The 25,214-nt window shown below is 50.5% G+C and carries 23 protein-coding genes; 15 read left to right on the top strand and 8 right to left on the bottom strand.

All coding sequences use genetic code 11. From position 1 onward, the window contains the following. Nucleotides 1-27 precede the first annotated feature (27 nt). The 8 genes from GWC94_RS06935 (at nt 28) to GWC94_RS06900 (ending at nt 8,512) form a co-directional block, all read left to right on the top strand. The gene (locus GWC94_RS06935) at nt 28-1,200 is read left to right on the top strand and encodes a prolipoprotein diacylglyceryl transferase (RefSeq protein ID WP_161834301.1); all 1,173 of its coding nucleotides are present in this window, start codon (nt 28-30) and stop codon (nt 1,198-1,200) included. Between the two features lie 356 nt (nt 1,201-1,556). Further along, nucleotides 1,557-4,010, top strand: coding sequence for an outer membrane beta-barrel family protein (locus GWC94_RS06930; RefSeq protein WP_161834300.1), 2,454 nt, complete (start codon nt 1,557-1,559; stop codon nt 4,008-4,010). A gap of 185 nt (nt 4,011-4,195) precedes the next feature. Continuing rightward, on the top strand, nt 4,196-4,501 hold the full coding sequence (locus GWC94_RS06925) for a hypothetical protein (protein ID WP_161834299.1): 306 nt from the start codon (nt 4,196-4,198) through the stop codon (nt 4,499-4,501). A 1-nt stretch (nt 4,502) separates the two neighbouring features. Next, a complete protein-coding gene (locus GWC94_RS06920) occupies nt 4,503-4,994 on the top strand; it encodes a YajQ family cyclic di-GMP-binding protein (protein WP_161834298.1) in 492 nt (163 codons plus the stop codon). A gap of 157 nt (nt 4,995-5,151) precedes the next feature. Then, complete coding sequence (locus GWC94_RS06915; RefSeq protein ID WP_161834297.1) at nt 5,152-5,403, top strand: type B 50S ribosomal protein L31; 252 nt, start codon at nt 5,152-5,154, stop codon at nt 5,401-5,403. A 295-nt stretch (nt 5,404-5,698) separates the two neighbouring features. Beyond that, a complete protein-coding gene (bshB1, locus tag GWC94_RS06910) occupies nt 5,699-6,436 on the top strand; it encodes a bacillithiol biosynthesis deacetylase BshB1 (protein ID WP_161834296.1) in 738 nt (245 codons plus the stop codon). Between the two features lie 53 nt (nt 6,437-6,489). Then, the gene (locus tag GWC94_RS06905) at nt 6,490-7,365 is read left to right on the top strand and encodes a carbon-nitrogen hydrolase (RefSeq protein ID WP_161834295.1); all 876 of its coding nucleotides are present in this window, start codon (nt 6,490-6,492) and stop codon (nt 7,363-7,365) included. A 91-nt stretch (nt 7,366-7,456) separates the two neighbouring features. Next, nucleotides 7,457-8,512, top strand: a complete 1,056-nt coding sequence (locus GWC94_RS06900) for an agmatine deiminase family protein (RefSeq protein ID WP_161834294.1) — start codon at nt 7,457-7,459, stop codon at nt 8,510-8,512. Nucleotides 8,513-8,663: 151 nt separating this feature from the next. Here GWC94_RS06900 and GWC94_RS06895 read toward each other — a convergent pair whose 3' ends face one another. Beyond that, on the bottom strand, nt 8,664-9,101 hold the full coding sequence (locus GWC94_RS06895; protein ID WP_161834293.1) for a QcrA and Rieske domain-containing protein: 438 nt from the start codon (nt 9,099-9,101) through the stop codon (nt 8,664-8,666). A 66-nt stretch (nt 9,102-9,167) separates the two neighbouring features. Beyond that, nucleotides 9,168-9,785, bottom strand: coding sequence for a hydrolase (locus tag GWC94_RS06890; RefSeq protein WP_161834292.1), 618 nt, complete (start codon nt 9,783-9,785; stop codon nt 9,168-9,170). Between the two features lie 174 nt (nt 9,786-9,959). On the opposite strand from GWC94_RS06890, the gene GWC94_RS06885 reads away from it, so the two are divergent. Both GWC94_RS06885 and GWC94_RS06880 read left to right on the top strand, forming a co-directional pair. Further along, nucleotides 9,960-10,772, top strand: a complete 813-nt coding sequence (locus tag GWC94_RS06885) for an N-acetylmuramoyl-L-alanine amidase (RefSeq protein WP_161834291.1) — start codon at nt 9,960-9,962, stop codon at nt 10,770-10,772. A gap of 29 nt (nt 10,773-10,801) precedes the next feature. Further along, nucleotides 10,802-12,445, top strand: a complete 1,644-nt coding sequence (locus GWC94_RS06880) for a M28 family metallopeptidase (protein WP_161834290.1) — start codon at nt 10,802-10,804, stop codon at nt 12,443-12,445. A gap of 126 nt (nt 12,446-12,571) precedes the next feature. On the opposite strand, the gene GWC94_RS06875 is transcribed toward GWC94_RS06880, so the two are convergent. The 3 genes from GWC94_RS06875 to GWC94_RS06865 form a co-directional block, all read right to left on the bottom strand. Then, on the bottom strand, nt 12,572-12,946 hold the full coding sequence (locus tag GWC94_RS06875; RefSeq protein WP_161834289.1) for an iron chaperone: 375 nt from the start codon (nt 12,944-12,946) through the stop codon (nt 12,572-12,574). Nucleotides 12,947-13,042: 96 nt separating this feature from the next. Continuing rightward, the gene (locus tag GWC94_RS06870; protein WP_161834288.1) at nt 13,043-15,103 is read right to left on the bottom strand and encodes a M1 family metallopeptidase; all 2,061 of its coding nucleotides are present in this window, start codon (nt 15,101-15,103) and stop codon (nt 13,043-13,045) included. Nucleotides 15,104-15,346: 243 nt separating this feature from the next. Then, on the bottom strand, nt 15,347-15,769 hold the full coding sequence (locus tag GWC94_RS06865) for an SRPBCC family protein (RefSeq protein WP_161834287.1): 423 nt from the start codon (nt 15,767-15,769) through the stop codon (nt 15,347-15,349). Between the two features lie 299 nt (nt 15,770-16,068). Between GWC94_RS06865 and GWC94_RS06860 the strand changes: the two genes are divergently transcribed. Together GWC94_RS06860 and GWC94_RS06855 are read left to right on the top strand one after the other, a co-directional pair. Beyond that, entirely contained in the window at nt 16,069-16,584 is a 516-nt protein-coding gene (locus tag GWC94_RS06860; protein WP_161834286.1) for a hypothetical protein, read from the top strand. A gap of 121 nt (nt 16,585-16,705) precedes the next feature. Next, nucleotides 16,706-18,244 carry a helicase HerA-like domain-containing protein gene (locus GWC94_RS06855; RefSeq protein WP_161834285.1) on the top strand — a complete coding sequence of 513 codons (1,539 nt, stop codon included), beginning with the start codon at nt 16,706-16,708 and terminating at the stop codon, nt 18,242-18,244. 34 nt (nt 18,245-18,278) lie between these two features. Here the strand turns inward: GWC94_RS06855 and GWC94_RS06850 are convergent, their stop codons facing one another. Together GWC94_RS06850 and GWC94_RS06845 are read right to left on the bottom strand one after the other, a co-directional pair. Beyond that, nucleotides 18,279-18,554 carry a hypothetical protein gene (locus GWC94_RS06850; protein ID WP_161834284.1) on the bottom strand — a complete coding sequence of 92 codons (276 nt, stop codon included), beginning with the start codon at nt 18,552-18,554 and terminating at the stop codon, nt 18,279-18,281. Nucleotides 18,555-19,151: 597 nt separating this feature from the next. Continuing rightward, nucleotides 19,152-19,808 (bottom strand): NAD-dependent epimerase/dehydratase family protein, encoded by a 657-nt coding sequence (locus tag GWC94_RS06845; protein WP_161834283.1) that lies wholly within the window; start codon nt 19,806-19,808, stop codon nt 19,152-19,154. A 171-nt stretch (nt 19,809-19,979) separates the two neighbouring features. Between GWC94_RS06845 and GWC94_RS06840 the strand changes: the two genes are divergently transcribed. The 3 genes from GWC94_RS06840 to GWC94_RS06830 all read left to right on the top strand — a co-directional run bounded on the left by GWC94_RS06840 (nt 19,980) and on the right by GWC94_RS06830 (nt 23,181). Next, nucleotides 19,980-21,134, top strand: coding sequence for an acyl-CoA dehydrogenase family protein (locus GWC94_RS06840; RefSeq protein ID WP_161834282.1), 1,155 nt, complete (start codon nt 19,980-19,982; stop codon nt 21,132-21,134). 74 nt (nt 21,135-21,208) lie between these two features. After that, nucleotides 21,209-22,366 (top strand): hypothetical protein, encoded by a 1,158-nt coding sequence (locus GWC94_RS06835; protein WP_161834281.1) that lies wholly within the window; start codon nt 21,209-21,211, stop codon nt 22,364-22,366. Between the two features lie 152 nt (nt 22,367-22,518). Beyond that, a complete protein-coding gene (locus GWC94_RS06830) occupies nt 22,519-23,181 on the top strand; it encodes a YggS family pyridoxal phosphate-dependent enzyme (RefSeq protein WP_161834280.1) in 663 nt (220 codons plus the stop codon). Between the two features lie 50 nt (nt 23,182-23,231). Here GWC94_RS06830 and GWC94_RS06825 read toward each other — a convergent pair whose 3' ends face one another. Further along, complete coding sequence (locus GWC94_RS06825) at nt 23,232-25,148, bottom strand: S9 family peptidase (protein WP_161834279.1); 1,917 nt, start codon at nt 25,146-25,148, stop codon at nt 23,232-23,234. Nucleotides 25,149-25,214: the final 66 nt, after the last annotated feature.

The raw sequence follows: 25,214 nt of genomic DNA, 5'->3' as shown, positions 1-25,214 counted from the left end.
TTTCAGCGCTAAAACTGCACCGACCACATGTATCCTAATTTATACTACGCATTCAGAGATTTTTTTGGGGTTGAATGGAACGGATTGAAGATCGTAAACACATTCGGCTTTGTGGTGGCGCTGTCGTTTCTTGCCGCGGCATGGATACTGACCAAAGAACTGAAACGCAAACAGCAGCAGGGTTTGTTTCAACATACCGATGAAACCATCACCATCGGCGCACCGGCATCGTTCAGCGAACTCTTTGTGAATTTTATACTCGGGTTTATATTCGGCTATAAGATCATCGGCGCCTTTACGATCGACGACGCCCTGAACGACCCGCAATCGTTTATTCTTTCCGCGCGCGGCAACGCATGGCTCGGACTGGCAACCGGCGCGCTGTTCTGCGGACTGAAATGGTGGGAGAAACGCAAACAGCGTCTGGAGAAACCGGAAACACGCACCGTACGCATCTGGCCGCACGACAGGGTGGGAGACATCGTGATCTACGCCGCCATATTCGGTTTTCTCGGCGCCAAGATCTTTCATAACCTGGAGAACTGGAACGAATTTGTAAAAGACCCATGGGGTTCGCTGGTATCTTTCAGCGGACTTACTTTTTACGGCGGACTGATCTGCGCGGGAGCCGCCATTATTTATTACAGCAGGAAGAAAAACATCAGTGTCATCCATCTCTGCGATGCCACAGCGCCTGCCATGATGCTGGCCTATGCCGTAGGGCGATTGGGCTGCCATCTCTCGGGCGATGGCGACTGGGGTGAACCGAATATCAGCCGCAAACCTTTTGCCTGGCTGCCCGACTGGATGTGGTCTTACAAATACCCGCACAATGTGCTGCAGGAAGGAACGCCGATCCGGGACTGTGCAGGTCAGTACTGCAACCAATTGCCCGTGGGCGTATATCCTACGTCGCTGTATGAATTCCTGATGTGCCTGGTGCTGTTCTTTGTACTCTGGTCTGTGCGCAAACGCATCAAACTGGCAGGACAGCTATCCGGTCTTTACCTCATCTTTAACGGCATGGAGCGTTTCTTCATCGAACAGATACGGATCAATACGAAATACGAATTCCTTCCCTTCAAACCAACACAGGCCGAGATCATCTCCCTGCTGCTGGTCATAGCCGGCGTAGTGCTGATCGTGAAATCAAAAAAATGGTTTAACGGAGAAACGGCAAACATCAATCGTGCGTTGTAATAGTCAGGACTTGATCTGACAGGTAAGAATTTTTCAAGCTGCTGTTTGGCCTCCATCCAGCAGTTTTTTTTTGCTGAATGTAGTGACTCCCGCCAGATCACGCCAATAGTGATTCACCCCTTCACGCCACAACCCCGATCCCGCTTCAGAACAGTGCCTGTCTTATGTCTGAGGTCTCACGATAACTCACGCCCCCTCAAGCTCCTCCGGCACTCGCCGCCTTCCCATCCCTACCATTCATCCTCATTTAGCGCCGCTCATTGTAAAACTATGTACTATGCAAAACATAGTACATAGTTTTGACCTGTAATTAGCAACAAATAGTTCTAAAAATTTAATCTAATAAATTGATAATCATGAAGAAATTGCTAAGCCTGCTGACTGCTTTCGGGATCTTATCCTTTTCATTTGTCAGCCAAGCACAATCAAACGGGAAAGTGAACGGCACTGTTTCCGGGGCCGACAAAGCGGTGGAATCTGCATCGGTGGCCCTGGTTAGGGTAAAGGATTCGGCCATGGTAAAAATGGCTGTATCGGACAAAGCCGGTCAGTTTGCGATCGAAAAAGTGGCAAACGGGCGGTACCGGGTGATGACCCAATCGCTGGGTTTTGTAAAATTTTACAGCGAGGCATTTGAGATCAGCGAAGCCAGTCCTTCGTATACCGTTAAGCCGATCGTATTACAAACCGCATCCAGGGAATTGAGTGGTGTTACGGTGGTATCGCAGCGTCCTTTTGTTGAACAGAAAGTGGACAGGACCATCATCAATGTGGATGCCACTCCTTCCAATACCGGCACCACGGTTATGGAACTGCTGGAAAAATCGCCGGGTATTTCTGTTGACAAAGACGGCAACATCAGCCTGAAGGGAAAACAGGGCGTGATGGTGATGATGGACGGCAAGCCCACTTACCTGAGTTCCGCCGACCTGGCCAATATGCTGAAAGGCATGCCCAGCGCCAACCTGGACCAGATAGAGATCATGACCAACCCGCCGGCCAAGTTTGACGCGTCGGGTAATTCGGGTGTGATCAATATCAAGACCAAGAAAACAAAGACCATGGGGTATAACGGCAGTGTTACGGCCAGTTATGCGCAGGGCATCTATCCCAAAGCCAGCCTCAGCGCCAACCTCAATTACCGTCATAACAAACTCAACTTTTTCGGCAACGCAAGCACCAACTACAGCGAGAACTTTGGCGACCTGTATATTTTACGCAGGTTCCGCGATAAGAGCGGGGCTAACGTGCTCTCGGTATTTGACCAGAACGCACACAGTATGCGGGATAACAAAGGACTTAACTATAAGGCCGGCGTTGATTATTTTATGAGCCGGAAAACAACACTCGGCGTGGTGGTAACCGGTTACGACAGCCGCAACACCGAACTCGTGGACAATGTGACACTGATCAACAACGCATCGGGAGCGCTGACCACCCGTACCCAGGCGGTTAACGATATGAAATCTTTTTTCAGGAATGTGGGCGTGAACATAAACGGCAGACATGTATTTGACAGTGCGGGTAAAGAACTGACCATGGACCTGGATTACGTGAACTACAGCTCGGGCGCCGACCAGTTGCTGAGCAACCTGTTCTACGACAATGCGGGCAACAAGCAGAAACCCGATGAACTGCTGAAAGGCAATATCCCTTCCGATATCAATATCTACAGCGGCAAACTGGATTACCTGCAGCCCCTGAAAAACGGAAGCCGTTTTGAAGCCGGTCTGAAAAGCAGTTATGTAAGCACCGATAACAACGCGCAGTACGCCAACTGGAATAATACCGCGGGCAAATACGATGTGGACATAGCGCGCAGCAATCATTTTTTATACAGGGAAAACATCAATGCCGCTTACCTGAATCTGAGTAAGCAGCTCACCAAGGTATGGGGCGCACAACTGGGTTTGCGTATGGAGAACACCAATATCAGGGGTAACCAGCTAACCAGCGGGCAAACCTTTACCAGGAGTTACACCCAGGTGTTCCCCACTGCGTACCTGAGTTTTACGCCGGGCGATAAACACCAGTTTGGCCTGAGCTATGGCCGCCGTATCGATCGTCCGAATTACCAGGACCTGAACCCTTTCTATAACTTCCTGGATAAATACACCTACCAGGTGGGCAATCCTTACCTGAACCCACAATTCAGCCATAATATTGAGCTGAACCATACCTACCGCGGTTTTCTGACCACCTCATTGAATTACAGTACAACCAATGATATCATCCAGGAAGTGCTGGAACAGGTAGACAGCACCAATACCAGTTTTATCAAGAAAGCCAATATTGCGAAAAGACAAAGCTTCGGCGTTTCGGTCAGCCTGAATGCGCCGGTGACAAAATGGTTCAGGACAAGTGTTTACCTGAATGCATTCAACAACAAATTCAGCGGTATCGTAAACGGCGGTTATATTGAAGTGAACGGAAGTTCTTTTATGGCCAACGTAAACAACCAGTTCAGTTTCCCGAAAGGATGGGGTGGGGAACTGAGCGGTTTTTACAGGTCGCCGCAGGTACAGGGCGTGCTGGCATCGAACGATATGTGGGGTATGAACCTGGGCATTTCCAAGCAGGTGATGAAGAACAAAGGTTCCATCAGGCTGGTATTGCGCGATGTATTCCTCACACAAATATTCAGCGGCTACAGCAAATACCAGAATATCGATGTCAGTATCCGCCAGCAGCGCGACAGCCGGCAGCTGAACCTGAGCTTCAGTTACCGGTTCAATAAAGGCAAAACCGTGCAGCAGCGTAAACGCAATACCGTTGATGAAACCAACCGTGTGGGTGGTGGTAACAACTAACAACCGTTCATGTAATGAAACGGCAAATCAAACGCAGTGTTCTCCGTAAAATACGCGGTTGTTTATCCTGCTAACATTTCATTAACGCCGTTCATACCAAAAGCCCGCCATCATATTGCACAGATCGGCAACTTTGGACCCAGATAATCGTTTTTTCTCATGTGCATTATATAGAACCGGCCCCGATGTCTATCGGGGCTTTTTCGTGTGACGGAAGAATAAGAACAGAGGAACAGAAGAGCAAAGAGCAAGGAACAGAAGAGCAAGGAGCAAGGAACGGAAGAACAAGGAGCAAAGGAACAGAGGAACAGAAGAACAAGGAGCAAGGAATGGAAGAACAAGGAACGGAGCAGCAGGAGGCAGAGCAAAAATATTCGGTGCCTCAATTTTTTTTTTTTCTCCGCCTCACAACAACTTACGATAACTCACGCCGGCTCAGGTTTCCTTCCCCTGAATTCCCGGATTTAACGATATTTGTCGAAAGCCAATGATATGCCTTCTTTTGACATTGCCAGCGAAGTGGATCTGCAGACCCTCGATAATGCGGTTAACACCGTGAAAAAAGAGATCAGCAACCGGTTTGATTTCCGGGGATCTCCGGTTTCGATCGAGCTGGATAAAAAAAGCTATGTGATCAGCCTGGAGGTAGAGAGCGATATGAAGATGAAACAGGTGATCGATGTGGTGATCAGTCGCGCCATGAAACAGGGCATCGATGCCGGTGCCTTCGATTTCAGCAAGGACGCTTATCCCAGCGGCAAGGTGGTGAAGAAAGAAGTGACCGTACGCAATGGGTTGAAACAGGATGATGCCAAAAAGATCGTTAAACTGATCAAGGACAGCGGCATCAAGGTACAGGCGGCCATTATGGACGATATCATCCGCGTTACCGGTAAAAAGATCGACGATCTCCAGGAAGTGATCGCCCTCTGCCGCGGTGCACAGCTGGGGCTGCCCCTGCAGTATGTGAATATGAAGAACTAATTAATTAATTACATTTTAAATATAATATGTAAGTTATTTATTACTAAGTACTGATTATTAATTTTCCCGAGTTCTTTTTCCCTTCCCGCATTTATGCTACCTTTGCCATCCTTTTAATAATCGTACGGCCAAATCCGTGCAACCTAAAAACAATCGTATGAAACAAGGTATCCATCCGGAAAGCTACCGTTTTGTTGTTTTCAAAGACATGAGTAACGGTACCTCCTTCCTGGGCAAGTCTACAGCCGGTTCCAAAGAGAGCATCAAATGGGAAGACGGCAACGAATATCCATTGATCAAACTGGAGATCTCGAATACTTCGCATCCATTCTATACCGGTAAGAACGTACTGGTGGATACTGCGGGTCGTATCGACAAATTCAAAAAGCGTTACGCAAAGAAAGACTAAGCTTTTGCTGCGATCATATTATCCCGCCTCCGGCGGGATTTTTTTTACCCTCTTTTACCGGTCCCAAAAAAAGAGACGCCGCGAGGTAACACAAACGGGCTGTTTCGTGTCATTAAGAAAATGCAAGCCATGACGCAGAAAAAATTATCCGGCATCCTGCTGGTCCTGACCATGCTGGTTTTGCTGCTCATATCCCTTCCCTGAACCGGCCGCTGCCCGGCGCTGTATGTATGCTATCGTTAAATGCCTGCCGTATTCGGGATTTGACATTACTTTTGCAGCCAGCAAAAAGACTATGACACAACTCGACATACTCGCTTTCGGGGTGCACCCCGACGATGTGGAACTCGGCTGTTCGGGCACCCTTCTTACCGCCATGGCGGAGGGGAAAAAAGTAGGCATTGTAGACATTACCCGGGGAGAACTGGGTACGCGCGGTTCTGCGGATATCCGTGACCAGGAGGCCGCTGCCGCTGCCCGCATACTGGGCATCGATGTGCGCGAAAACCTGCGTCTTGCCGACGGTTTTTTTCAGAACGACGAAGCCAGCCTCCGCAAAGTTATCACCGTTATCCGTACATACCGGCCCCGCATCCTGCTGGCCAATTCGCTCGAAGACCGTCACCCCGACCATGGACGCAGCGGTAAACTGGTTGCCGACGCGGCTTTCCTGGCAGGACTGCGAAAAATTGAAACCGTTTCCGACGGGCAGCCGCAGGAAGTATGGAAGCCGAGTTATGTGTTTCACTATATCCAGGACAGGTTTATCGAACCTTCTTTTGTAGTGGACATTACCGCTCACATGGATCGCAAGATAGAGTCGATACTGGCCTATGGTACGCAGTTCTTCAACCCCAACCCCGACAGCGACGAGCCGCAGACCTATATCTCCACGCCGCAGTTTCTGGAAACGATAAAAGCAAGGGCGCTGATGCTCGGCAAAAGGATTGGCGTAGGATTTGGGGAAGGATTCTGTACCCAGAAAACGCTGGGTGTATCCGGTTTTAACGCGTTCATACAGCAGATCACCTAAAGTTACGGGCTTGTGTTTCGCCGTTTATTGATTAACCTTCTCAAGTATAGCATATGTCAATCGTAAAAATAGGTCTTGTGCAGATGAGCTGCACGGCAAACAAACAGGAGAACCTGGCAAAAGCGATCAGCAAACTGCGCGAAGCTGCGGCAAAAGGCGCGCAGATCGTTTGCCTGCAGGAACTGTTCACCTCGCTGTATTTCTGCGATGTGGAGGACTACCGCAATTTTGATCTGGCGGAAGCAATTCCCGGTCCGTCCACCGATGCGCTCAGTGCGGTAGCCGCGGAACTGAACATAGTGGTCATCGCCTCGCTGTTTGAGAAACGCGCGCAGGGGCTTTACCATAACACCACCGCGGTGCTCGACGCCGATGGCAGCTATCTTGGCAAATACCGCAAGATGCACATCCCCGATGACCCTGCCTATTACGAGAAATTTTATTTTACCCCGGGCGACCTGGGCTATAAGGTTTTCAGAACAAAATTTGCCACGTTCGGGGTGCTGATCTGCTGGGACCAGTGGTATCCCGAAGCGGCGCGTATCACATCGCTGATGGGAGCCGAGATATTGTTCTATCCCACAGCAATCGGCTGGGCCAGTTCGCAGGATGCGGAGACCAATACGGAGCAGTACAATGCCTGGCAAACAATACAGCGCAGTCATGCCGTTGCCAACGGCGTACATGTGGTGAGTGTAAACAGGGTAGGGTTTGAACAGGACGGCGCCATGAAATTCTGGGGTGGCTCTTTTGTCAGCAATCCGTTCGGCAGTTTATTATACAAAGCATCGCACGAGGAAGAAGAGGTTGCGGTGGTGGACATCGATACCCAAAAAACAGAACGCTACCGCACACACTGGCCTTTTATGCGCGACAGGCGGATCGATTCCTACCAGCAGATAACCAGGCGATTTATTGATGAAGAATAGCAGGCAGGGAACGCTCGAATCATTTCCGTGCGGAGCTTCCTTCATGCTGAATACTCTCCGTCAATCATTAACTGCAGCATAAAAAACAACTTTGAATACTGTTACTGCTTTACCGACGCCCAAATCTTTGGGTTATTATTTCCCCGCCGAATTTGCCAGGCATGAAGCCACCTGGCTGAGCTGGCCGCATAAGGAAGCCAGCTGGCCGGGTAAGATCGATGCCATCTATCCCAATTACAGCCTGTTTGTGAAATACCTTGCCGAAACGGAACTGGTGCGGATTAATGTTGCCGATGAGGCCATGCGGTCTGCGGCAACAGCGCATCTGCGCAATGCGGGCGTGAACATGGAGAAGGTTCAGTTCTTCCTGCATCCGACAAATGATGCCTGGTGCCGGGATCATGGGCCGGCATTTCTGGTTAATCCCTCGGCAGCGCAAAAGAAAGTGATCGTTGACTGGGGCTACAATGCCTGGGGCGACAAATACCCGCCCTATGACCTGGATGATGTGATCCCCACGCTGATCGGTAAACATTTTGCTATGCCGGTGCACCATCCCGGTATCGTAATGGAAGGGGGTTCTGTTGAATTCAACGGAAAAGGAACCCTGCTTACTTCCACTGCCTGCCTGCTGAACCCCAACCGCAACCCGCATCTTAACCAGCAGCAAATAGAACAATACCTGTTTGACTATTATGGCGTGGAGCAGGTATTGTGGGTGGATGAAGGTATTGTGGGCGACGATACCGATGGACATATCGATGATACCGTTCGTTTTGTGAACGAAGACACCGTGGTTACCGTGATCGAAGAAGACAAAGCTGATGAGAATTACGAATTACTGCAGCATAACCTGAAACAACTCAAAGCGATGCGCTTGCTGAATGGCCGGCAGCTTACTATTGTTGAACTTCCCATGCCCGATGCCGTGGTATACGAAGACCAGCGTCTGCCTGCATCCTATGCCAATTTTTACATCAGCAACGGCCATGTAATCGTGCCTACCTACCGCTGCGACAAAGACGACAAGGCCCTGTCCCTGCTGTCACAGTGTTTTCCCGACAGGGAGGTAACGGGCATTGATTCTACCGACATCATCTGGGGCCTCGGCAGTTTCCATTGCCTCAGCCAGCAGGAACCGGAGTAAGGAACAGATGAACAGACGAGCAGGGAACAGATGAACAGTTGAGCAGAGCCATCGAATTGCCGAAACAAGCCGGCCACCATTCTTCCTCAATCCGATCGCCATTCCTTGCTCCTCCGTTCCTTGTTCATCTGTTCCCCTTTTCCTCTTTTCTTTATCCCGCAATCGTCATCGTATTTCCGCTGATGCTGATATTGTAGCTTTTCAGGTTGGCGGCAGCGGGACCGAGTGTTACGGCGCCATTCGTGGAGAAGGTGGAGCCGTGGTTGGGACAGATAAATTTGTTCTGCGAGGCATTGTAGTTGATCGCAGTGCCTTCATGGGTGCAGGCCACCTGTACGGCGGTAAAAGACGCCGGTGTGTTTCCTGCGGCCAGCCGCACAATGATCACACCCGATTGAACCAGCGATGAACCAACAGCCAGCAGGTTACTGCCAAGGTCTACGGTAAAACTGGCCGAACCGCCGGTGCCACCGCCGTTGGTGCCGCCGGTATTGGTGCCACCGCCGCTTTTGCTGCAGGCTCCCATACATACAGCACATGCTACCAGCACGGGCGCTGATAAGGTTTCAATAAAATGTCTGCGTTCCATAGTGTTAGTGTTTGTATTACCTTACCAAAGACGCAGCCGGCTGCAGAACGGTTGCCTGTGAAAAAATTAATCGTTCCCTACACCCGATCCTGCCGCTGCCTGTACCGGGATGATAAAGGCTACCAGCTCGTCTAACGGGATACCGGCCCGTTCGCAGGCGTCGCTGATATCGTCGCGGGATACATTGGCGGCGAAGGATTTTTCCTTCAGACGTTTTTTCACGCCTGTAAGGTCCATGCCGGCATACCCCCCGGGCCGCATAAGCGAATAGGCATGGATCAGCCCCGACAGTTCATCGAAAGCATACAGCATCTTGTCCATTTTTGTCTCCGGTATCACCCCAAAATGCAGGTGCCCATGCGATGCGATGGCATGGATGATCTCGGGATCCACCTTCCGTTTTTCCAGTTCTTCGATGATTTTTTTGCAATGCAGTTCGGGCCATTGATCCCAGTCGGCATCATGCAGCAGACCGGCCATTTCCCAGTGCCAGCTGCCGGACTCGTTCAGCCCCTCTTTTTCCAAAGCCCATGCTTTCATAAGCGCGGCCACCTGCAGCATATGCAGTTTGAGGCGCGGGTTCAGTACCCATTCATCAAACAGCTGCATCGCCTCCTCCCTGGTTAAGGTATTGCCTGTATGTAACGGGTCGCCAAAAACAGATCTTCCTAATTGTAACGACATATTCACCGGTTTCTCCAAAGATAGGCGCTGGGCTGACATGGCGGACGGGGTGGGGAATCGGGAGCCTCGAAATACATACCGCTGATAAACTGTATTGAAAACGGAATAGCCGACTCTTTGTATTTTACACCCTTTATCACTTGCCCCACCGGCGCTATAAAAAAAACAACCGGTATGAAACAAAAAACCATCGTATTTGCGGCCATCGTTCTGGTGATATATGCCTGCAGCCCGAAACCTTATGGCAGTACCAATAAAATGTACCGCGAACGGTCGAAGTCACTGACCAGACAGTTGCTGGGACAGCCGGTTGACCCTGTCAACGATACGATCAAACAACCTGCTTACTGGGTGGGCACCACCAATTTTAACCTGCGCAAACCGAGTTTTGTGATCATCCACCATACAGCGCAGCATTCCTGTCCCGAAACCCTGACCACGTTTACCACGCCCCGGTCGGCCGTGAGCGCGCATTATGTGATCTGCAAAGACGGAACGGTGCACCATATGCTGAACGATTACCTGCGGGCCGCGCATGCCGGGGTAAGCCGCTGGGGAAACCTGATCGATGTAAACTCTTCCTCGATCGGCATTGAACTCGATAACAACGGGTTTCAGTCATTCGACAGCCTGCAGATCAACAGCCTGCTCAGCCTGCTGGGCAGATTAAAAAGCGAGTACGCCATCTCCGCGGCCAACTTTATCGGTCACAGTGATATTGCGCCTGCAAGAAAAGTCGATCCCAATGTTTATTTTCCCTGGAAAAAACTGGCCGATAAGGGGTTCGGTCTCTGGTTCGATGATACCCGCGATTCTGTGCCCGCGGGTTTCAACCATATACAGGCGTTGCGCATGGTAGGCTATGATGTGAAAGACACCACAGCGGCCATCCGCGCCTTCAAACGTCATTTTATGCAGGACACCACCCGGCGCATCAATGAGGCGGATAAAAGCGTATTGTATAACTTACAGAAGAAATACATGTAATTTCTTTCACCGTTATTTAATCATTCCCTATGAAAACAAAACATTGGCTGGTTGCTTCGCTGGTCCTTATCGCGGCCTGCAAATCTTCCACCTCATCGGTTGACGATAACGACGGCGTATCGGGTCTGAACAAAGACAGCCTGGTTGCCGAGATCAAAATACTGGCTTCCGATTCTTTCCAGGGAAGAAGACCTTTCAGCGCAGGAGAAGCGGTTACGGTTGACTACCTGCAAAAGCAATTCGCATCCATTGGCCTGGAAGCCGGTAATGGCGGCAGCTATTTCCAGGACGTGCCCATGGTGGAAATATCGCCGGAATTATCGCCGGTTATGAAAGTGCAGGCGCAGAAAACAGGCTTTGACCTGAAGAAAACAGACGATTATGTGATATGGACGGAGAATACCGATCCCCAGGTTTCGCTGGATGCAAACGAGGTGGTTTTTGCGGGATACGGTGTGGTGGCACCCGAATACGGCTGGAACGATTATGCAGGGATCGATGTAAAGAACAAAGTGGTGATGGTGCTGGTAAACGATCCCGGTCACCGCGGCATCGGTGATTCGGCGCTGTTCAAAGGGAAGGCGATGACGTATTATGGCCGCTGGACCTATAAATTCGAAGAAGCGGCAAGACAGGGCGCCAAAGGCTGCCTGGTGATACACAACACTGTATCGGCTTCCTATCCTTTTTCGGTGGTACAGAATTCCTGGGGCAAATCGCAGCTGCACCTCGATACGCGTGGCAGCAACGAATATCGCTGTGCTGTTGAAGGATGGATCACGGAAGCGGCAGCCAGAAAAATCATCACCGCCTCGGGTCAGGATACGGCTATGCTCACAAAAGCCAATGAAAAAGGGTTCAGGGCCGTTCCGCTGAAGACCGCAGTCAGTACCTCCATGAAAGTGAAAGCCGATTTCAAGAATTCGAAAAATGTGATCGGCAGGATCACCGGCAGTAAGTACCCGGATGAATACCTTATATACACCGCGCACTGGGATCATTTCGGGATCGGCAAACCGGATGCGATGGGCGACAGCATTTACAACGGTGCCCTGGATAATGCCAGCGGCACAGCTGCCCTGCTGCAGATGGCAAGGGCTTTCAAATCGATGAAGACAAAACCCGAACGCACCGTGGTGTTCCTGGCTGTAACAGGTGAGGAACAGGGGCTGCTGGGTTCCCAATATTATTCGGCGTACCCGGTATACCCGGTTGAAAAAACGCTTGCCAATATCAATATCGATGTGATCAACAATATGGGTAAGACCAGGGATTTTCAGATCGTAGGCTCGGGTCAGTCAGACCTGGAAGACTACCTGGCGGAGGAAGCGAAAAAGCAAGGAAGGTATATAGCGCCCGAAGCGCATCCCGAGGCAGGAAGTTATTTCCGTTCCGATCATTTCAATTTTGCCAAAGCGGGTGTGCCTGCATTGACCACCGAAAGCGGTGTAGACGATGCAGAGAAAGGAAAAGCGGCAGGGGAGGCGTTCCATGCATTTTATACAGATCATTTATACCACCAGCCCAAGGACGAATACGATCCGGCACGGTGGAACCTGGATGGCGCCATGCAGGATCTTGAACTGCTGTTCCGCGTAGGCAGGAGGATCGTTTTTGACAGGGAATGGCCGAAATGGAAAGAGGGTTCGGAATTTAAGGCGAAGCGGAAATAGAATGGGAGTGAATTGTTACATGGCTATTACTGTTAAATTGTTTATCGTTTAACAGTAATAGCCATGTAACCATGTAGCAATGTAACAGTGCAGCCATTGAACAGAAAGCAAAGGCATGCCCACCCGCTATTTTTTTCGCCCCCCGGCTTTAGCCCTCGCTTTGGCGAGGTTTTCTTTTACCCGGAATTTGACCATCCTGGTGATCAGCGCCCAGGGCATTTTCTGATCGAGCGGGAATTGAATGGATCCTTTGGCCGTTTTGTAAACAGCGAGTTCATCGGCAAATTCCCGGATGGCAGAGGAGGCGGGATAGAAACCGATATGGTTTTTATAACCTGCAAAATGAACCAGGTTACCCGCCAACACAAAAGTGGGGATGCCATAGCCGATGGTTTCTTCCGCACCCGGCGCGGCCTTCGCTATCGTTTCGCGGAATTTCTGCAGGCGTTCCCTTGTGTCTTCCGGAAACGGAGCAATGTAGTTATCGATGCTGTTTGACATGGCGGATTGTATTTGTGAACCGGGCAATGCTGAAATGGCTGTTGCGATAGTTCCATTTCCCATTCCCCGATTTCAGGATTTATCAATAGCCAGCAGTTATTTGGTTTTGGCAGCAGTCCACACATCATTGCTGTTGTTATGATCCGGAAACACGCGGTCTGGATCATAAGTTACAGATTCGATCTCCTCGCTGGAAGGATATTTGAAGGTCCAGCCTGTATTGCGTTCCCATATCTCAACCGGCAGTTTCACCCGGCTGGTCTTGCCGCTTTTTGTTTTGATCTCCAGTATAACGGGCATCGCCATTTTTTCCAGGTTATCGAGCGTAATGAATGCGCCCTTTGAATAATCGGTGCTGTCTGCATACCGCACCCCGCGTACGCCCACATCCAGCCGCCAGTTATTCACAAACCAGCCGCGCCAGAACCACTGCAGGCTTTCGCCCGCGGCGTTTTCGATGGTGCGGAAAAAATCATCGGGTGTGGGATGTTTGAACGCCCAGCGGTTGATATAGGTCTTAAAAGCGAAATCAAAACGCTCGGGCCCGAGTATCTGTTCGCGCAGCATAACCAGTCCCAGACTGGGTTTGCTGTACAGCAAAGTGCCGTTGTTTCTTTCCTTGAGGTTATCCGGGCCATTGCTCAGTACCGGTTCCAGCGTTGGAACGGTATAAACAAGGGCGGCCAGCTGGTGCATATCCGCCCGGCGGGCAGACCTGAACTCGCCCTTATTGAAATCGTTGGTGGAAAGTGTATTGATGAAAGTATTGAAACCCTCATCCATCCAGCCATACAGTCTTTCATTCGACCCAACGATCATCGGAAACCAGGTATGACCGAACTCATGATCGTGCACACCCCATAAACCGCGGCCGCTGGCGCGTGCGCCGCAGAACACGATGCCGGGGTATTCCATGCCGCCGGGTGCGCCTGCAACCGCTGTAGCGGCGGGGTAGGGATATTCAAACCATTTGCCGGAATTGAATTCGATGGATTCCTTGACGAATTCGGTAGACCTTCTCCAGCCATTGCTGGCGGTATCGCTCTCTACGGGATAGGCAGAGATGGCAGTCGATTTTTTGCCGCTGGGCAATACCATTTTCGCCGCGTCGATAACAAATGCGGGCGAGGCGGCCCAGGAAGCATCGCGGGCATTTTTGATCCGGAAATGCCAGGTCAGTTCCGGTTTGCCCGAAGGGCGTGATGCGGGATCCGTCACTTCGTCCTTTGACCGGATGATCACTGTTTTTTCGCTTTTTTCAGCGGCAGCCCAGCGTTTCAACTGATCGGCGGTATACACTTCCTGCGGATTCAGCAGTTCGCCGGAACACACCACGATGTCCTTTGCCTGTGCCGTGATCTTGATATCGAAATCGCCGTACTCGAGGTAAAATTCCCCGGGGCCGGTATAGGGCAGGGTGTTCCAGCCCAGCACATCGTCGAACACGCACATACGCGGATACCACTGCGCAACGGTGAATACCTTTCCGTTCTTTGTTTTCAGGATGCCCATCCTGTCGGAACCATACTCGGGTGAGGTAAACGAAAATTCAATTTTCAGTTTCAGCACACCGCCGTTCGCATTGAGTTCTTTGGGAAGGAACACCTGCATACGCGTGTCTTCGATCAGGAACTTTACATCTGTTGCCGCTGCATTATTGGCTCCGCCCAGCAGTTTTACCGATTTGATTGTAAAACCCGCGTCAAACACCTGCCCGTGACCGGCATTGCGGCTGCCGGTGGTGGGAACGATCAGGCTGCCGCGCGAATCGGGTTTAAACAGGTTCTGGTCAAGCTGCATCCAGACAAAGCCCATTTTCTGCGGACTGTTGTTTGTATAGGTAAGTGTTTCGGTGCCGGCGATCTCGTTGGTTTCGTCGTTGAGTTTTACGGCGAGTTCGTAGTCGGCCCGGTTCTGCCAGTAGCGTGGCCCGGGCTCGCCCGTAGCAGCCCGGTATTCAGAGCCGTTCTTGGTGTAAAAGAAAGGCGCGAATGCATCGTAATAACTGTACTTGGTGGCAGGCGCATTCGGATCGGCCTGCTCGGTGCCGAAGCCACGGCGCGGCGCATTGGCAGGTGGCGTGTTCTGTGCATGCACAGATGCAATACCGGCAGCCAATGCAATGGCCAGGTATACACGGGAACGTTGTAGGATCATAGTTGAGAAGGTTGAGTAAACTGCAATGTTAAGTAGTCTGCTCAAATGCCACCGATGTTTTTGCCGCGCTATTCGGTCAGCGGGGCGGGGGTTCGGTAAAAAGGATCAGCGGATTGGCGGATTAACGGATTTGCGTATTAGGGACTGGCGAATGCCACTGCCACTGCCGATTGCCGATTGATGATTACTCATCAATTCATAATCCGTAATCCGTTAATCCATAATCCACTAATTCTTCCCCGACTACTTACTTTCAACGTATTTCCTGAACGAGTCCATGATCGACTGCCATCCGCTTTGCTGGAAATCTACGGGGTGCTGGTCTTCGGCTTCGAATGTTTCGGTGATATGGGTGGTGCCATCCTGGCCGGCTGCAAAATTTACCCAAACCCTGCGGCCATCGCCCATGGTATAATCGATCTGCCGGTGTTCGTCAACCACATCGTATACCCCGCCGAAATCGAAGCCCATACTGCCGTCTTTTGCTTCCATGCGGATATTGAATGTGCCGCCGGTACGCAGGTCAACCGCAGCGCGGGGCGAATGCCAGTCGGGAGAAGCTGCATTCCATTGCACGATCTCGTCGGGATTGTTCCATGACTGCCATACTTTTTCTACTGGTGCATGAACGGTGGCTGTGACCGTAACTTTTGTTTTCTGTTCCATAGTGGTTGTTTTTTGATAAAGTAAAAGTAGCCAGCATTATCCGGTATGAAAAGGGGCGATACCGACAATTGCAAGGGATGATCGCGTCGCCGGGTTACCGGTCTTCCGCCACGCCGATAACTGCTGTGGTTTCTGTTCCCCACCTGCGCATTCCGCTCTACATTTCGGCAGTGGGGATGGCTTTTTATGCGAAATAATTTCTTCAAATGGCCTGTCTGACAGACCGGGAGCCGGCGATGCCTGCTGGCATAATTTTCCTATCGGTATGGCTGTAAAATTTTTTACTAAAAACAGGAATTATGAAAAAGATCATCTTAGGCCTGCTCTTACTTGCAGGCGCAGGAATCAAATCCATGGCACAGGAGCCAACCCCCACACCCGTCAGCACCACTACCACCATTTATACCACCGCACCGGATTCAACCGTATATGTGGCCCCGGTTACAACCACCGTGGTAGTGCCAATGTATGCAGACCGTGCCTTCAGGGTAACCTATCCCGCGGCAACGCGTACTATGTGGTATAAAGTGGATGACGACTGGTACCGGGTTACTTACTATGACAATGGTCCCTGGTATACCCTGGGTTACTATGCTCCCCGTGGTGAAAGCTATCCGATATCGCTGCCCGTTCTTAACAATGCTGTTCCGCAGAGTGTGGTGGACGCAGTGCTGAGCAAACACAGCGGTGTATACGATATCACCGAAACCATCGGTTCCAACTACCAGACGCAGTACATTGTTCGTACCATCGATATGAACGGTGTGGTGCATTCCAACCGCGTAAATGCGAGTGCGGAAGTGGTGCCGATGTAACGCACCGTAGCAAACCGTAAACAGTGATGAATGATGCCCGGACTTTGTCCGGGTTTTTTTTTGCGCCCCGTTATCGCCGCTCCGAAGGTTTTTGTAATTTGTTGTACGAAACCAATCAACTATGGCAGACCAACAGCATTTTCAGCAGGCGATTTCGGAAGGGTATACCTGTAAAGGCGAATCGGTTAAAATAGGACGGGGGATGTTGAACGGCGAGGTGGTAGCGGGCGCAGACGTGCACCTGCCGCTTAAGACCATGAACCGGCACGGCCTGATCGCGGGTGCAACGGGTACGGGTAAAACCAAAACCCTGCAAATGATCAGCGAGTATTTGAGCGATAACAGCATACCGGTGCTGCTGATGGATATCAAGGGAGACCTGAGCGGTATTGCCGCGGCAGGAGGCAGCAATGATAAGATACAGGACCGCTGCACCAAACTGGAGATCACCTACCAGCCACAGGCTTTCCCGGCCGAATTACTGACACTGAGCGATGAAAAAGGCGCCAGGCTTCGCGCAACGGTGAGCGAGTTCGGCCCGATACTGCTCAGCAAAATACTGGGGCTGAACGATACGCAGGCAGGTCTGGTATCGATGATATTCAAATACTGCGACGACCACCAGATGCCGCTGCTGAACCTGAAAGATTTTACCAAGGTATTGCAGTACATAGGCAACGAGGGGAAAAAGGAACTGGAAAAAGATTACGGAAAGATATCGACCACCTCAACAGGCACCATCCTGCGCAAAGTGGTGGAACTGCAGCAGCAGGGCGCCGATATCTTTTTCGGCGAACCGAGTTTTGAAGTGGCCGATCTGATGCGTATCAACGACGAGGGGCGCGGCATGGTCAACATACTGCGTGTGACCGATATGCAGAACCGTCCCAAACTGTTTTCAACCTTTATGCTGCAACTGCTGGCAGAATTGTATGCCAGCTGTCCCGAAGAAGGCGATCTGGACAAACCCAAGCTGGTGATGTTCATCGATGAGGCCCATCTTGTATTCAGCGAGGCAACGGATGCGCTGCTCGACCAGCTGGAAACGGTGATCAAACTGATCAGGTCGAAAGGCATCGGTATCTTTTTCTGTACGCAGAACCCGCAGGATATACCGGCGCCGATCCTGAGCCAGCTCGGTATGAAGATTCAGCATGCGTTGCGTGCATTTACCGCGGCCGACAGGAAAACGATCAAACAGGCTGCGGAGAATTTTCCCGAGACAAAATTTTATGACACCGATGAGCTGTTGACACAGCTCGGTATCGGCGAAGCACTGGTGACTTTACTGAATGAAAAGGGAATTCCCACGCCACTGGTGCATACCCTGCTGGCATGTCCCAGAAGCCGTATGGATGTCTTATCCGATGCGGAGATCAACGCAATCGTTTCGCATAGTAAACTATCAGCCAAATACGACAGGGAGATCGATAGCAAAAGCGCATATGAGATACTGACCGCGAAACTGCAGGAGGCAAAGGAACGCAGCCAGGAAGAAACCAGGCCTGCAGCAAAAGCTGCCAGGGAAGAAAGTTTCTTCGATAATCCGATCGTACGCCAGGCAGGCCGCACGGCCGCTTCCGTACTGACAAGGAGTTTATTGGGCGCACTTGGCCTGGGAGGCAGCACCAAGCGCAGCAGGAGCAAGAGTCTTTGGTAAGAACATTCTTTCCGACGGGGAAGCGATCACTTCTTCAGTTGATTTTTTTATTGAACAATTCGTTGCTTACGAGGCTGCCATTCCAGAATCGCTGGTGGTTGTAAAATACCAATCCTCGCGGGCTGCAGATATATCTGGAAACAGTTGAGTCGGTTCTGTTGGTGATCTTGTATCTGTGATAGGTTCTGTTATAGATCGTATCCCCGGTTTGCGTCAGCTTACTGTAAATAAAGTTTGTATCGTTTCTGACGGCTTTTAAATAGTACCCAAAAACGACTTTATCATTTTTACTATCCAATACCTCTATCATGTTCGCATATAGGTTTTCGTCTTTGAGATACACTTTCCGGTTTTTCCTTTCGTAGGTTTTGTCGCAAAGTTTTAAAGTGTCCGCTGTACCATTATACAATGTCGTTGAGATCAAGAATGTCAGTATCAATTGAAAAGTGATCATAAATATTATTATTTAAGTTCCCAAATCTCGATAAATTCAACATTCGAAATAGTGGAGGTTGACGAGTAGTACAATATGTACCGATTTAGGTAACCCGAATTATTTAAGGGGGAGAGAACAAACATATTAACTGGGTTTTAAAAATCCAAGTTTTATGGCTCAATTCTCAGAGAAGATTTTGTAACGTGATTGCGTGACAAGTAATTAGGCATCCTACTATATAAAGAAGTAGTTCATTAGGAGGAATCCTGGTCTGGCGCAGCAGGAGCAAGAGTCTTTGGTAAGAACAAAAAAGTATTAAATACCATGGTAGGCCTCTGTGCAGAATCTCTGTGTTGAAAAACTTCCGCGTCTGCAACAATTTTGAAATGCCAGGGTATTTTCAACACAGAGATACAGGGATACAGAGGAGTGTTTTTCCTCGTGAAGTGTAAGATCAACCAAGATTATTTCCTATTTACCTGCCAACGCCCTGATATCAGGTATTTCCAGTGTTTTCTTTGGAAAACCTTTTGTAACGCTGTTGATCATGGCTTGTGCCACCTGCTCCAGCGTAAGCGATTTGGACGGGAATAATTTGGGCACCAGGAAAATGATGGGGTAGAAAAATTTCTTTACATTTTTTTGTCCTTTAACCGGTTTCATGAACCCCGGACGGAAATTATACACATCCCTGAATGGCAGTTGCAGCAATGCATTTTCTGTTTTTCCTTTTACACGGGCCCACATCATCTTACTGGTTTCCGTACTGTCGGTATGGCTGCCGGAAACATAGCAGAACGCCATTTGTTTGCCGTTTTCTTCCAGCAATGCTTTGGCGAATGCGATGGTAGTATCGTATGTGATCCGCGTGTACTTTTCCTCGTTCAAACCCACCGAACTGATGCCGGCACAAAAAAAGCAGGCATCGTACCCTTTCCATCGGTCATGGTATTGTGACAGAGAGAAGAAATCCGGCACCAGCAATTCTTTCAATTTGGGATGGGTATAATCAAAATGCCTGCGACCGATGACCAGCACTTCGGATACTTCCGGGTTTTGCAGGCATTCGAATACCACGCCTTCGCCAACCATACCGGTGGCGCCGGTAACAATAACTTTGATGGCCATGTTTGGGTTTTCAGGATGGACGGCTGAGCAGGAGGGATATTCTACGGGAAGCTAAATAATCGGACTATAAAAGAAAGCCAGGAATTGGGAACCTCCGAACAAAAAATTCCTCCTTAAACACAATCCTAACACCTGTTAGCTTACATTTGCTGCAAAACTTCAGCGATTACCATGCATTTTGAGTTTACAGAAGAACAAAAGATGATCCGCCAGGCCGCCAAGGATTTTGCCCGTAATGAATGTTTGCCGGGTGTTATTGAGCGCGACGAAAAACAGCAGTTTCCGAAAGAACAGGTTATGAAACTGGCGGAACTGGGTTTTATGGGTATGATGGTGAGCCCGGATTACGGCGGTTCGGGTATGGACACGGTCAGCTATGTGCTGGCCATGGAAGAGATCAGCAAGATAGACGCCAGCGTAAGCGTTTGTATGAGTGTGAACAACAGTCTTGTCTGCTGGGGACTCGAAGCCTATGGTTCGGAAGAGCAGAAGAAAAAATACCTCACACCGCTGGCGCAGGGCACCAAGGACGGCGAACTGTATATCGGCGCATTCCTGCTCAGCGAGCCCGAAGCGGGCAGTGATGCCACCAGCCAGCGCACCACGGCGGAAGAGATGGATGACCATTACCTGCTGAACGGCACCAAGAACTGGATCACCAACGGTTCCTCTGCATCGGTATACCTGGTGATTGCGCAAACGGATGTATCAAAAGGCAGCCGGGGTATCAATGTATTTATCGTAGAAAAAAACTCGCCCGGTGTTACTGTGGCGGCAAAAGAGAATAAACTCGGTATCCGCGGCAGCGATACCCACAGCATTCTGTTTACCGATGTAAAAGTGCCGAAGGAGAACCGTATCGCGGAAGATGGTTTCGGGTTCAAGTTTGCCATGCGCACGCTTGCCGGCGGACGCATCGGCATTGCTTCGCAGGCACTGGGTATTGCCAGCGGGGCTTACGAACTGGCGCTGGGTTACAGCAAACAGCGCAGGGCTTTTGGCACCGAGATCATGAACCACCAGATCATCCAGTTCAAACTGGCGGATATGGCTACGCGTATCGAAGCATCGCGGCTGCTCTGTATGAAAGCGGCCTGGGAAAAAGACCAGAACCTCGATTATACGATGAGTTCTTCGATGGCGAAAGTATATGCAAGCGAAACGGCCATGTGGACCACCACCGAAGCCGTACAGATACATGGTGGCTATGGTTTTGTAAAGGAATACCATGTGGAGCGGCTGATGCGTGACGCCAAGATCACACAGATCTATGAGGGTACCAGCGAGGTGCAGCGCATCGTCATCAGCAGGAGCATCCTGAAATAATATTCAATCGTTTGCCGACACACCGTTCTCAATAGGACCTGCTTTTTTTCCGATTATCGGCTGTATTTTCACCGATGATGAAGAGCCGTTTTTTTCTGCTGCTGGCCGTATTGCCGGCTGTAACCGCCAGGGCGAACGACAGCCTGATACTGCGGTCACTGAAACGCATTGCGCAGCTGCAGCCAAAGGAGAGCAGCGTATTTCCCAAAGGCAGCATTCCCTCTTACCGCCTGTATGCCTGGAACGGTGACAGACAGAAAGCGGATATCAACGCTTTTTATACCGGTCTCACCGTGTTTACGCTGCGAGATATTCAACAACAGTTTTCGGCTGAACAGCAACGGGTATCCGATGCCATCGTGCACCGGGCATTGCCGGTTTTTGCCAAATTCCGCAACAGGAGCGGCCGGTATACCTATAATTTCTGGCCCACAGACACCGCACAGATATTCCCGAATGCGGGCTGGATGAACTGGTTTAACCGCAGTCAGGCGCTGCCCGATGATATGGACGATACGGTGATCCTGCTGATGGCGCAGCGCGCACAGGATTCCGTGGCCAAAGCGGTCCATGCGCTGATGCAGGGCTATACCAACAGCGGTGAACGAAATATCCATAACACATTTGCGGGGTATAAGCATATTGCCGCCTATTCTACCTGGTTCGGAAAAAAAATGCCGGTGGATTTTGATGTATGTGTTCTTGCCAACACCCTGTATTTCGTGCAGTCATACCGCCTGCCATGGACGGCGGCCGACTCCGCTTCCCTGCTGCTGATCGAGAAAGTGCTCTCGGAAAAAAAACACATGCACGCTGCGGCCTATGTTTCGCCGCATTATAACCGGTCTGCCAATATCCTGTATCATTTATCGCGACTGATGGCGCTGCGGCCGATACCTTCCCTGGAAAAATACCGTCCCCAACTGATTGCAGAGGCCGGGCAGGCGTTTGCGGATGCCCGCAGTTTTATGGAGGAAGTGATACTGAGTACGGCTTTGCTGCGATGGGGTGCTGTGCCGCCGCAGGGAAAAGCCTGGCACGCAACAGGTCTTACCGAACTGATCGAAGACGAAAGATTCTCCTTCTTCATCGCCAACATGGCTTCCATGCTGCCCGATCCACTGAAACAGTGGCTGCATTCCGCCGGTAAATTCTACTACCACGCCCCGGCCTACAACCACGTGCTGTTTATAGAAAACCTTGTATGGCGCAAGAAAAACGGGCTTGGGTAGGAAGAACGATTCCGGATTAGTGGATTTTTTACGTGAACCGCTGGCGCATCTTCCTTCCAAATGGCTAACCGCTTCGTAAATCCGATAATCCATCATCCGCTAATCCACAAATCCGCTAATCCACGAATGCCTACTTTTACAAAAACATCCGGATGTCTGTTAATGTAGAAGCGTATCACCGCATCAAAGAAGAACTGGCTGCAGGGCATGTGCAACTGGTTGCTGTCAGCAAGACCAAACCCGAAGCCGATATCAGGGAATTATACGAGCTGGGACAGCGCGACTTCGGGGAGAACTATGTGCAGGAACTGGTGGAGAAAGAGCCGGTGCTGCCCAAAGACATCCGCTGGCACTGTATCGGTCACCTGCAGTCCAACAAGGTAAAATACATCGCTCCGTTCGTGCACCTGGTGCATGGCGTGGATAGCTGGAAACTGCTGAAGGAAATCGGCAGACAGGGCGATAAATGCAACCGCGTGATCGACTGCCTGCTGCAGGTGCATATTGCCCGGGAAGAAACCAAGTTCGGCATGAGTGAAGAGGAGCTCGGTGAAGTAATGGAGAAACTGCCTTCACTTGGCAATGTCCGGGTAAGAGGAATGATGGGCATGGCTTCGTTCACCGTTGACGAAAGCAGGGTAAAAGAAGAATTCTCCTTCCTGAAAAAATTATACGACCGTTTTGCCGAACACCCTTCCGTTAACCCCGACTGGAATATCCTCAGCATGGGCATGAGCGCCGATTACCAGCTTGCCATTTTCGAAGGCAGTACGATGGTAAGGGTGGGGAGCCTGTTGTTTGGAGCGCGAGAGTAGGTTGCAGTCTGTGGTCTCCTACAAATGCTGATCAACTACAAACCACAGACTTATTTCAGCGTTTCTTCCAGCCATTTAAAAAACTCGCGCTGCCATACAAGTGCATTTTGCTGGGAGAGCACCCAGTGGTTTTCATCGGGCAGGTAAAGAAAACGGCTTTTGATGCCTTTCAGCTGGGCAGCCTGGAATGCCTGTTGCCCCTGTTCGATCGGTACCCGGTAATCGCGGCCGCCCTGCACGATCAGGATCGGCGTATTCCATTTGTCCACAAAATTGCTGGGCGACTGACCAAAGGAGCGTTGCGCAGCTGCATTGTTCTTGTCCCAGTAGTTACCTCCTTTTTCCCAGTTCTCGAAGAAGAGCTCATCCGTTGTTCCGTACATGCTGCGGAAATCAAAGATGCCATCGTGTGCGATAAAGGTTTTGAATCGGCCTTCGTGCATGCCCTCCAGTGCAAATGCGGAGTACCCGCCAAAACTGGCGCCAATACAGCCAAGCCGGTTTTTATCTACATAGGTTTCTTTGGATACCGCGTCTATGGCACTCAGGTAATCCTTCAGCACCTGACCGCCCCAGTCCTTGCTTACCTGCTCATTCCAGGCCGTTCCAAAACCGGGCATGCCGCGGCGTGCCGGGGCCACCACGATATAACCCTGTGAGGCCATCAGCTGAAAATTCCAGCGGAAAGAATAGGATTGGGTAAGCGGCGACTGCGGTCCGCCCTGGCAGAAAAGCAGGGTGGGGTATTTTTTTGTCGCATCAAAACCGGGGGGAAGGATAACCCATACCAGCATTTTTTGGTTATCGGTGGTGGTCACAAACCTTCTCTCTGTACGGCAGATGCCCAGCCTGGCATAAGCGGTATCGTTTACCCGTGTCAGCTGGGTGAATTTGGCATTGTTGAGCGTATACCGGAATAACTCGGTGGCATGATTCATATCGTTGCGCGCCAGGAATACGGCATCATCATGCAACCCAACGATGGCGCTAATATCAAAATCGCCCGAAGTGACCTGTGTGATCACCGCGGTTGTTTTGGTAACAAAGGGGTTGGTAACTTTAAACAACTGCAAAGTGCCGTTGATGGGGGCGATGAAATAAATGGATTCACCGCTGTTGCTCCAGAGATAGCTTTCCACATGAATATCGTCGCGCTGCGCGGTGAGATTGGTCTTTGTCCTGCCATCGCTGATGATGATATCCTGTTTATCCGATTCGTAACCGTCTCTTTTCATTTGCAGCCAGGCAAGTACGCCCGCCTTGCTGAAAGAAGGATTGATATCGTAACCCTTGTTGTCTTCGGTAAGGTTTTTGGTGGTCCTGGTTTCGAGGCTGTATTCAAACAGATCGGTGTTGGTGCTTACCGCATAATCGGTTCCGAATTTTTTCTTGGCTGTATAGACGATGCGTTTGCTGTCGGGACTCCAGACAATGTCTTCATCGCCGCCAAACGGTTTCTGCGGACAGTCATAAGGCTCGTTCGCCATGATATCGGTTGCCGGTGCGGGATGACCGTTTACCAGCTGCGCCACATACACATGATCGAATTTGCCGTCTTCCCAGGTATCCCAATGGCGGTAATTGAGCGAGTTGTACACGTAGACATTGGCCTTGGGCAGATCGGGATAGAGCTCTGCGCCCGTAACTTTCATCACCGGTGTTTCCCTCGTAAAAACAAGGTATTTGCCATTGGGCGATACCATCCTGTTTGTCATCACACTGTCCATGGGCTGCGTCAGCGGCATCGATTCGCCGCCGCTGGTGGCCATCAGGTAGGTCTTGCGAACGATCCTGTTTTCTTTTTTATCGGGTATGCCCACGGAATACACCAGTAACTGCCGGTCTTTGCTGAGACCGATACCGCTTACACGCCCCAGCTGCCAAAGTTTTTCAGGGGTTAATCGCTGCTGTGCACCGGCGGTACTGAACAAAAGAACTGCAAGTGCACTGATGACAAAAGGTTTCATGATGGATTCATTAAGTGTACAACGATGATTTGCCGATACGGGCCGGTGCCGCAGCCCGTATTGTTT

It is taken from the genome of Sediminibacterium soli (genome assembly GCF_009939225.1).
GTDB lineage: Bacteria > Bacteroidota > Bacteroidia > Chitinophagales > Chitinophagaceae > Sediminibacterium > Sediminibacterium soli.
The sequence above is the reverse complement of the archived record's forward strand: the minus strand, read 5'-3'. Positions and strand labels throughout refer to the sequence as shown.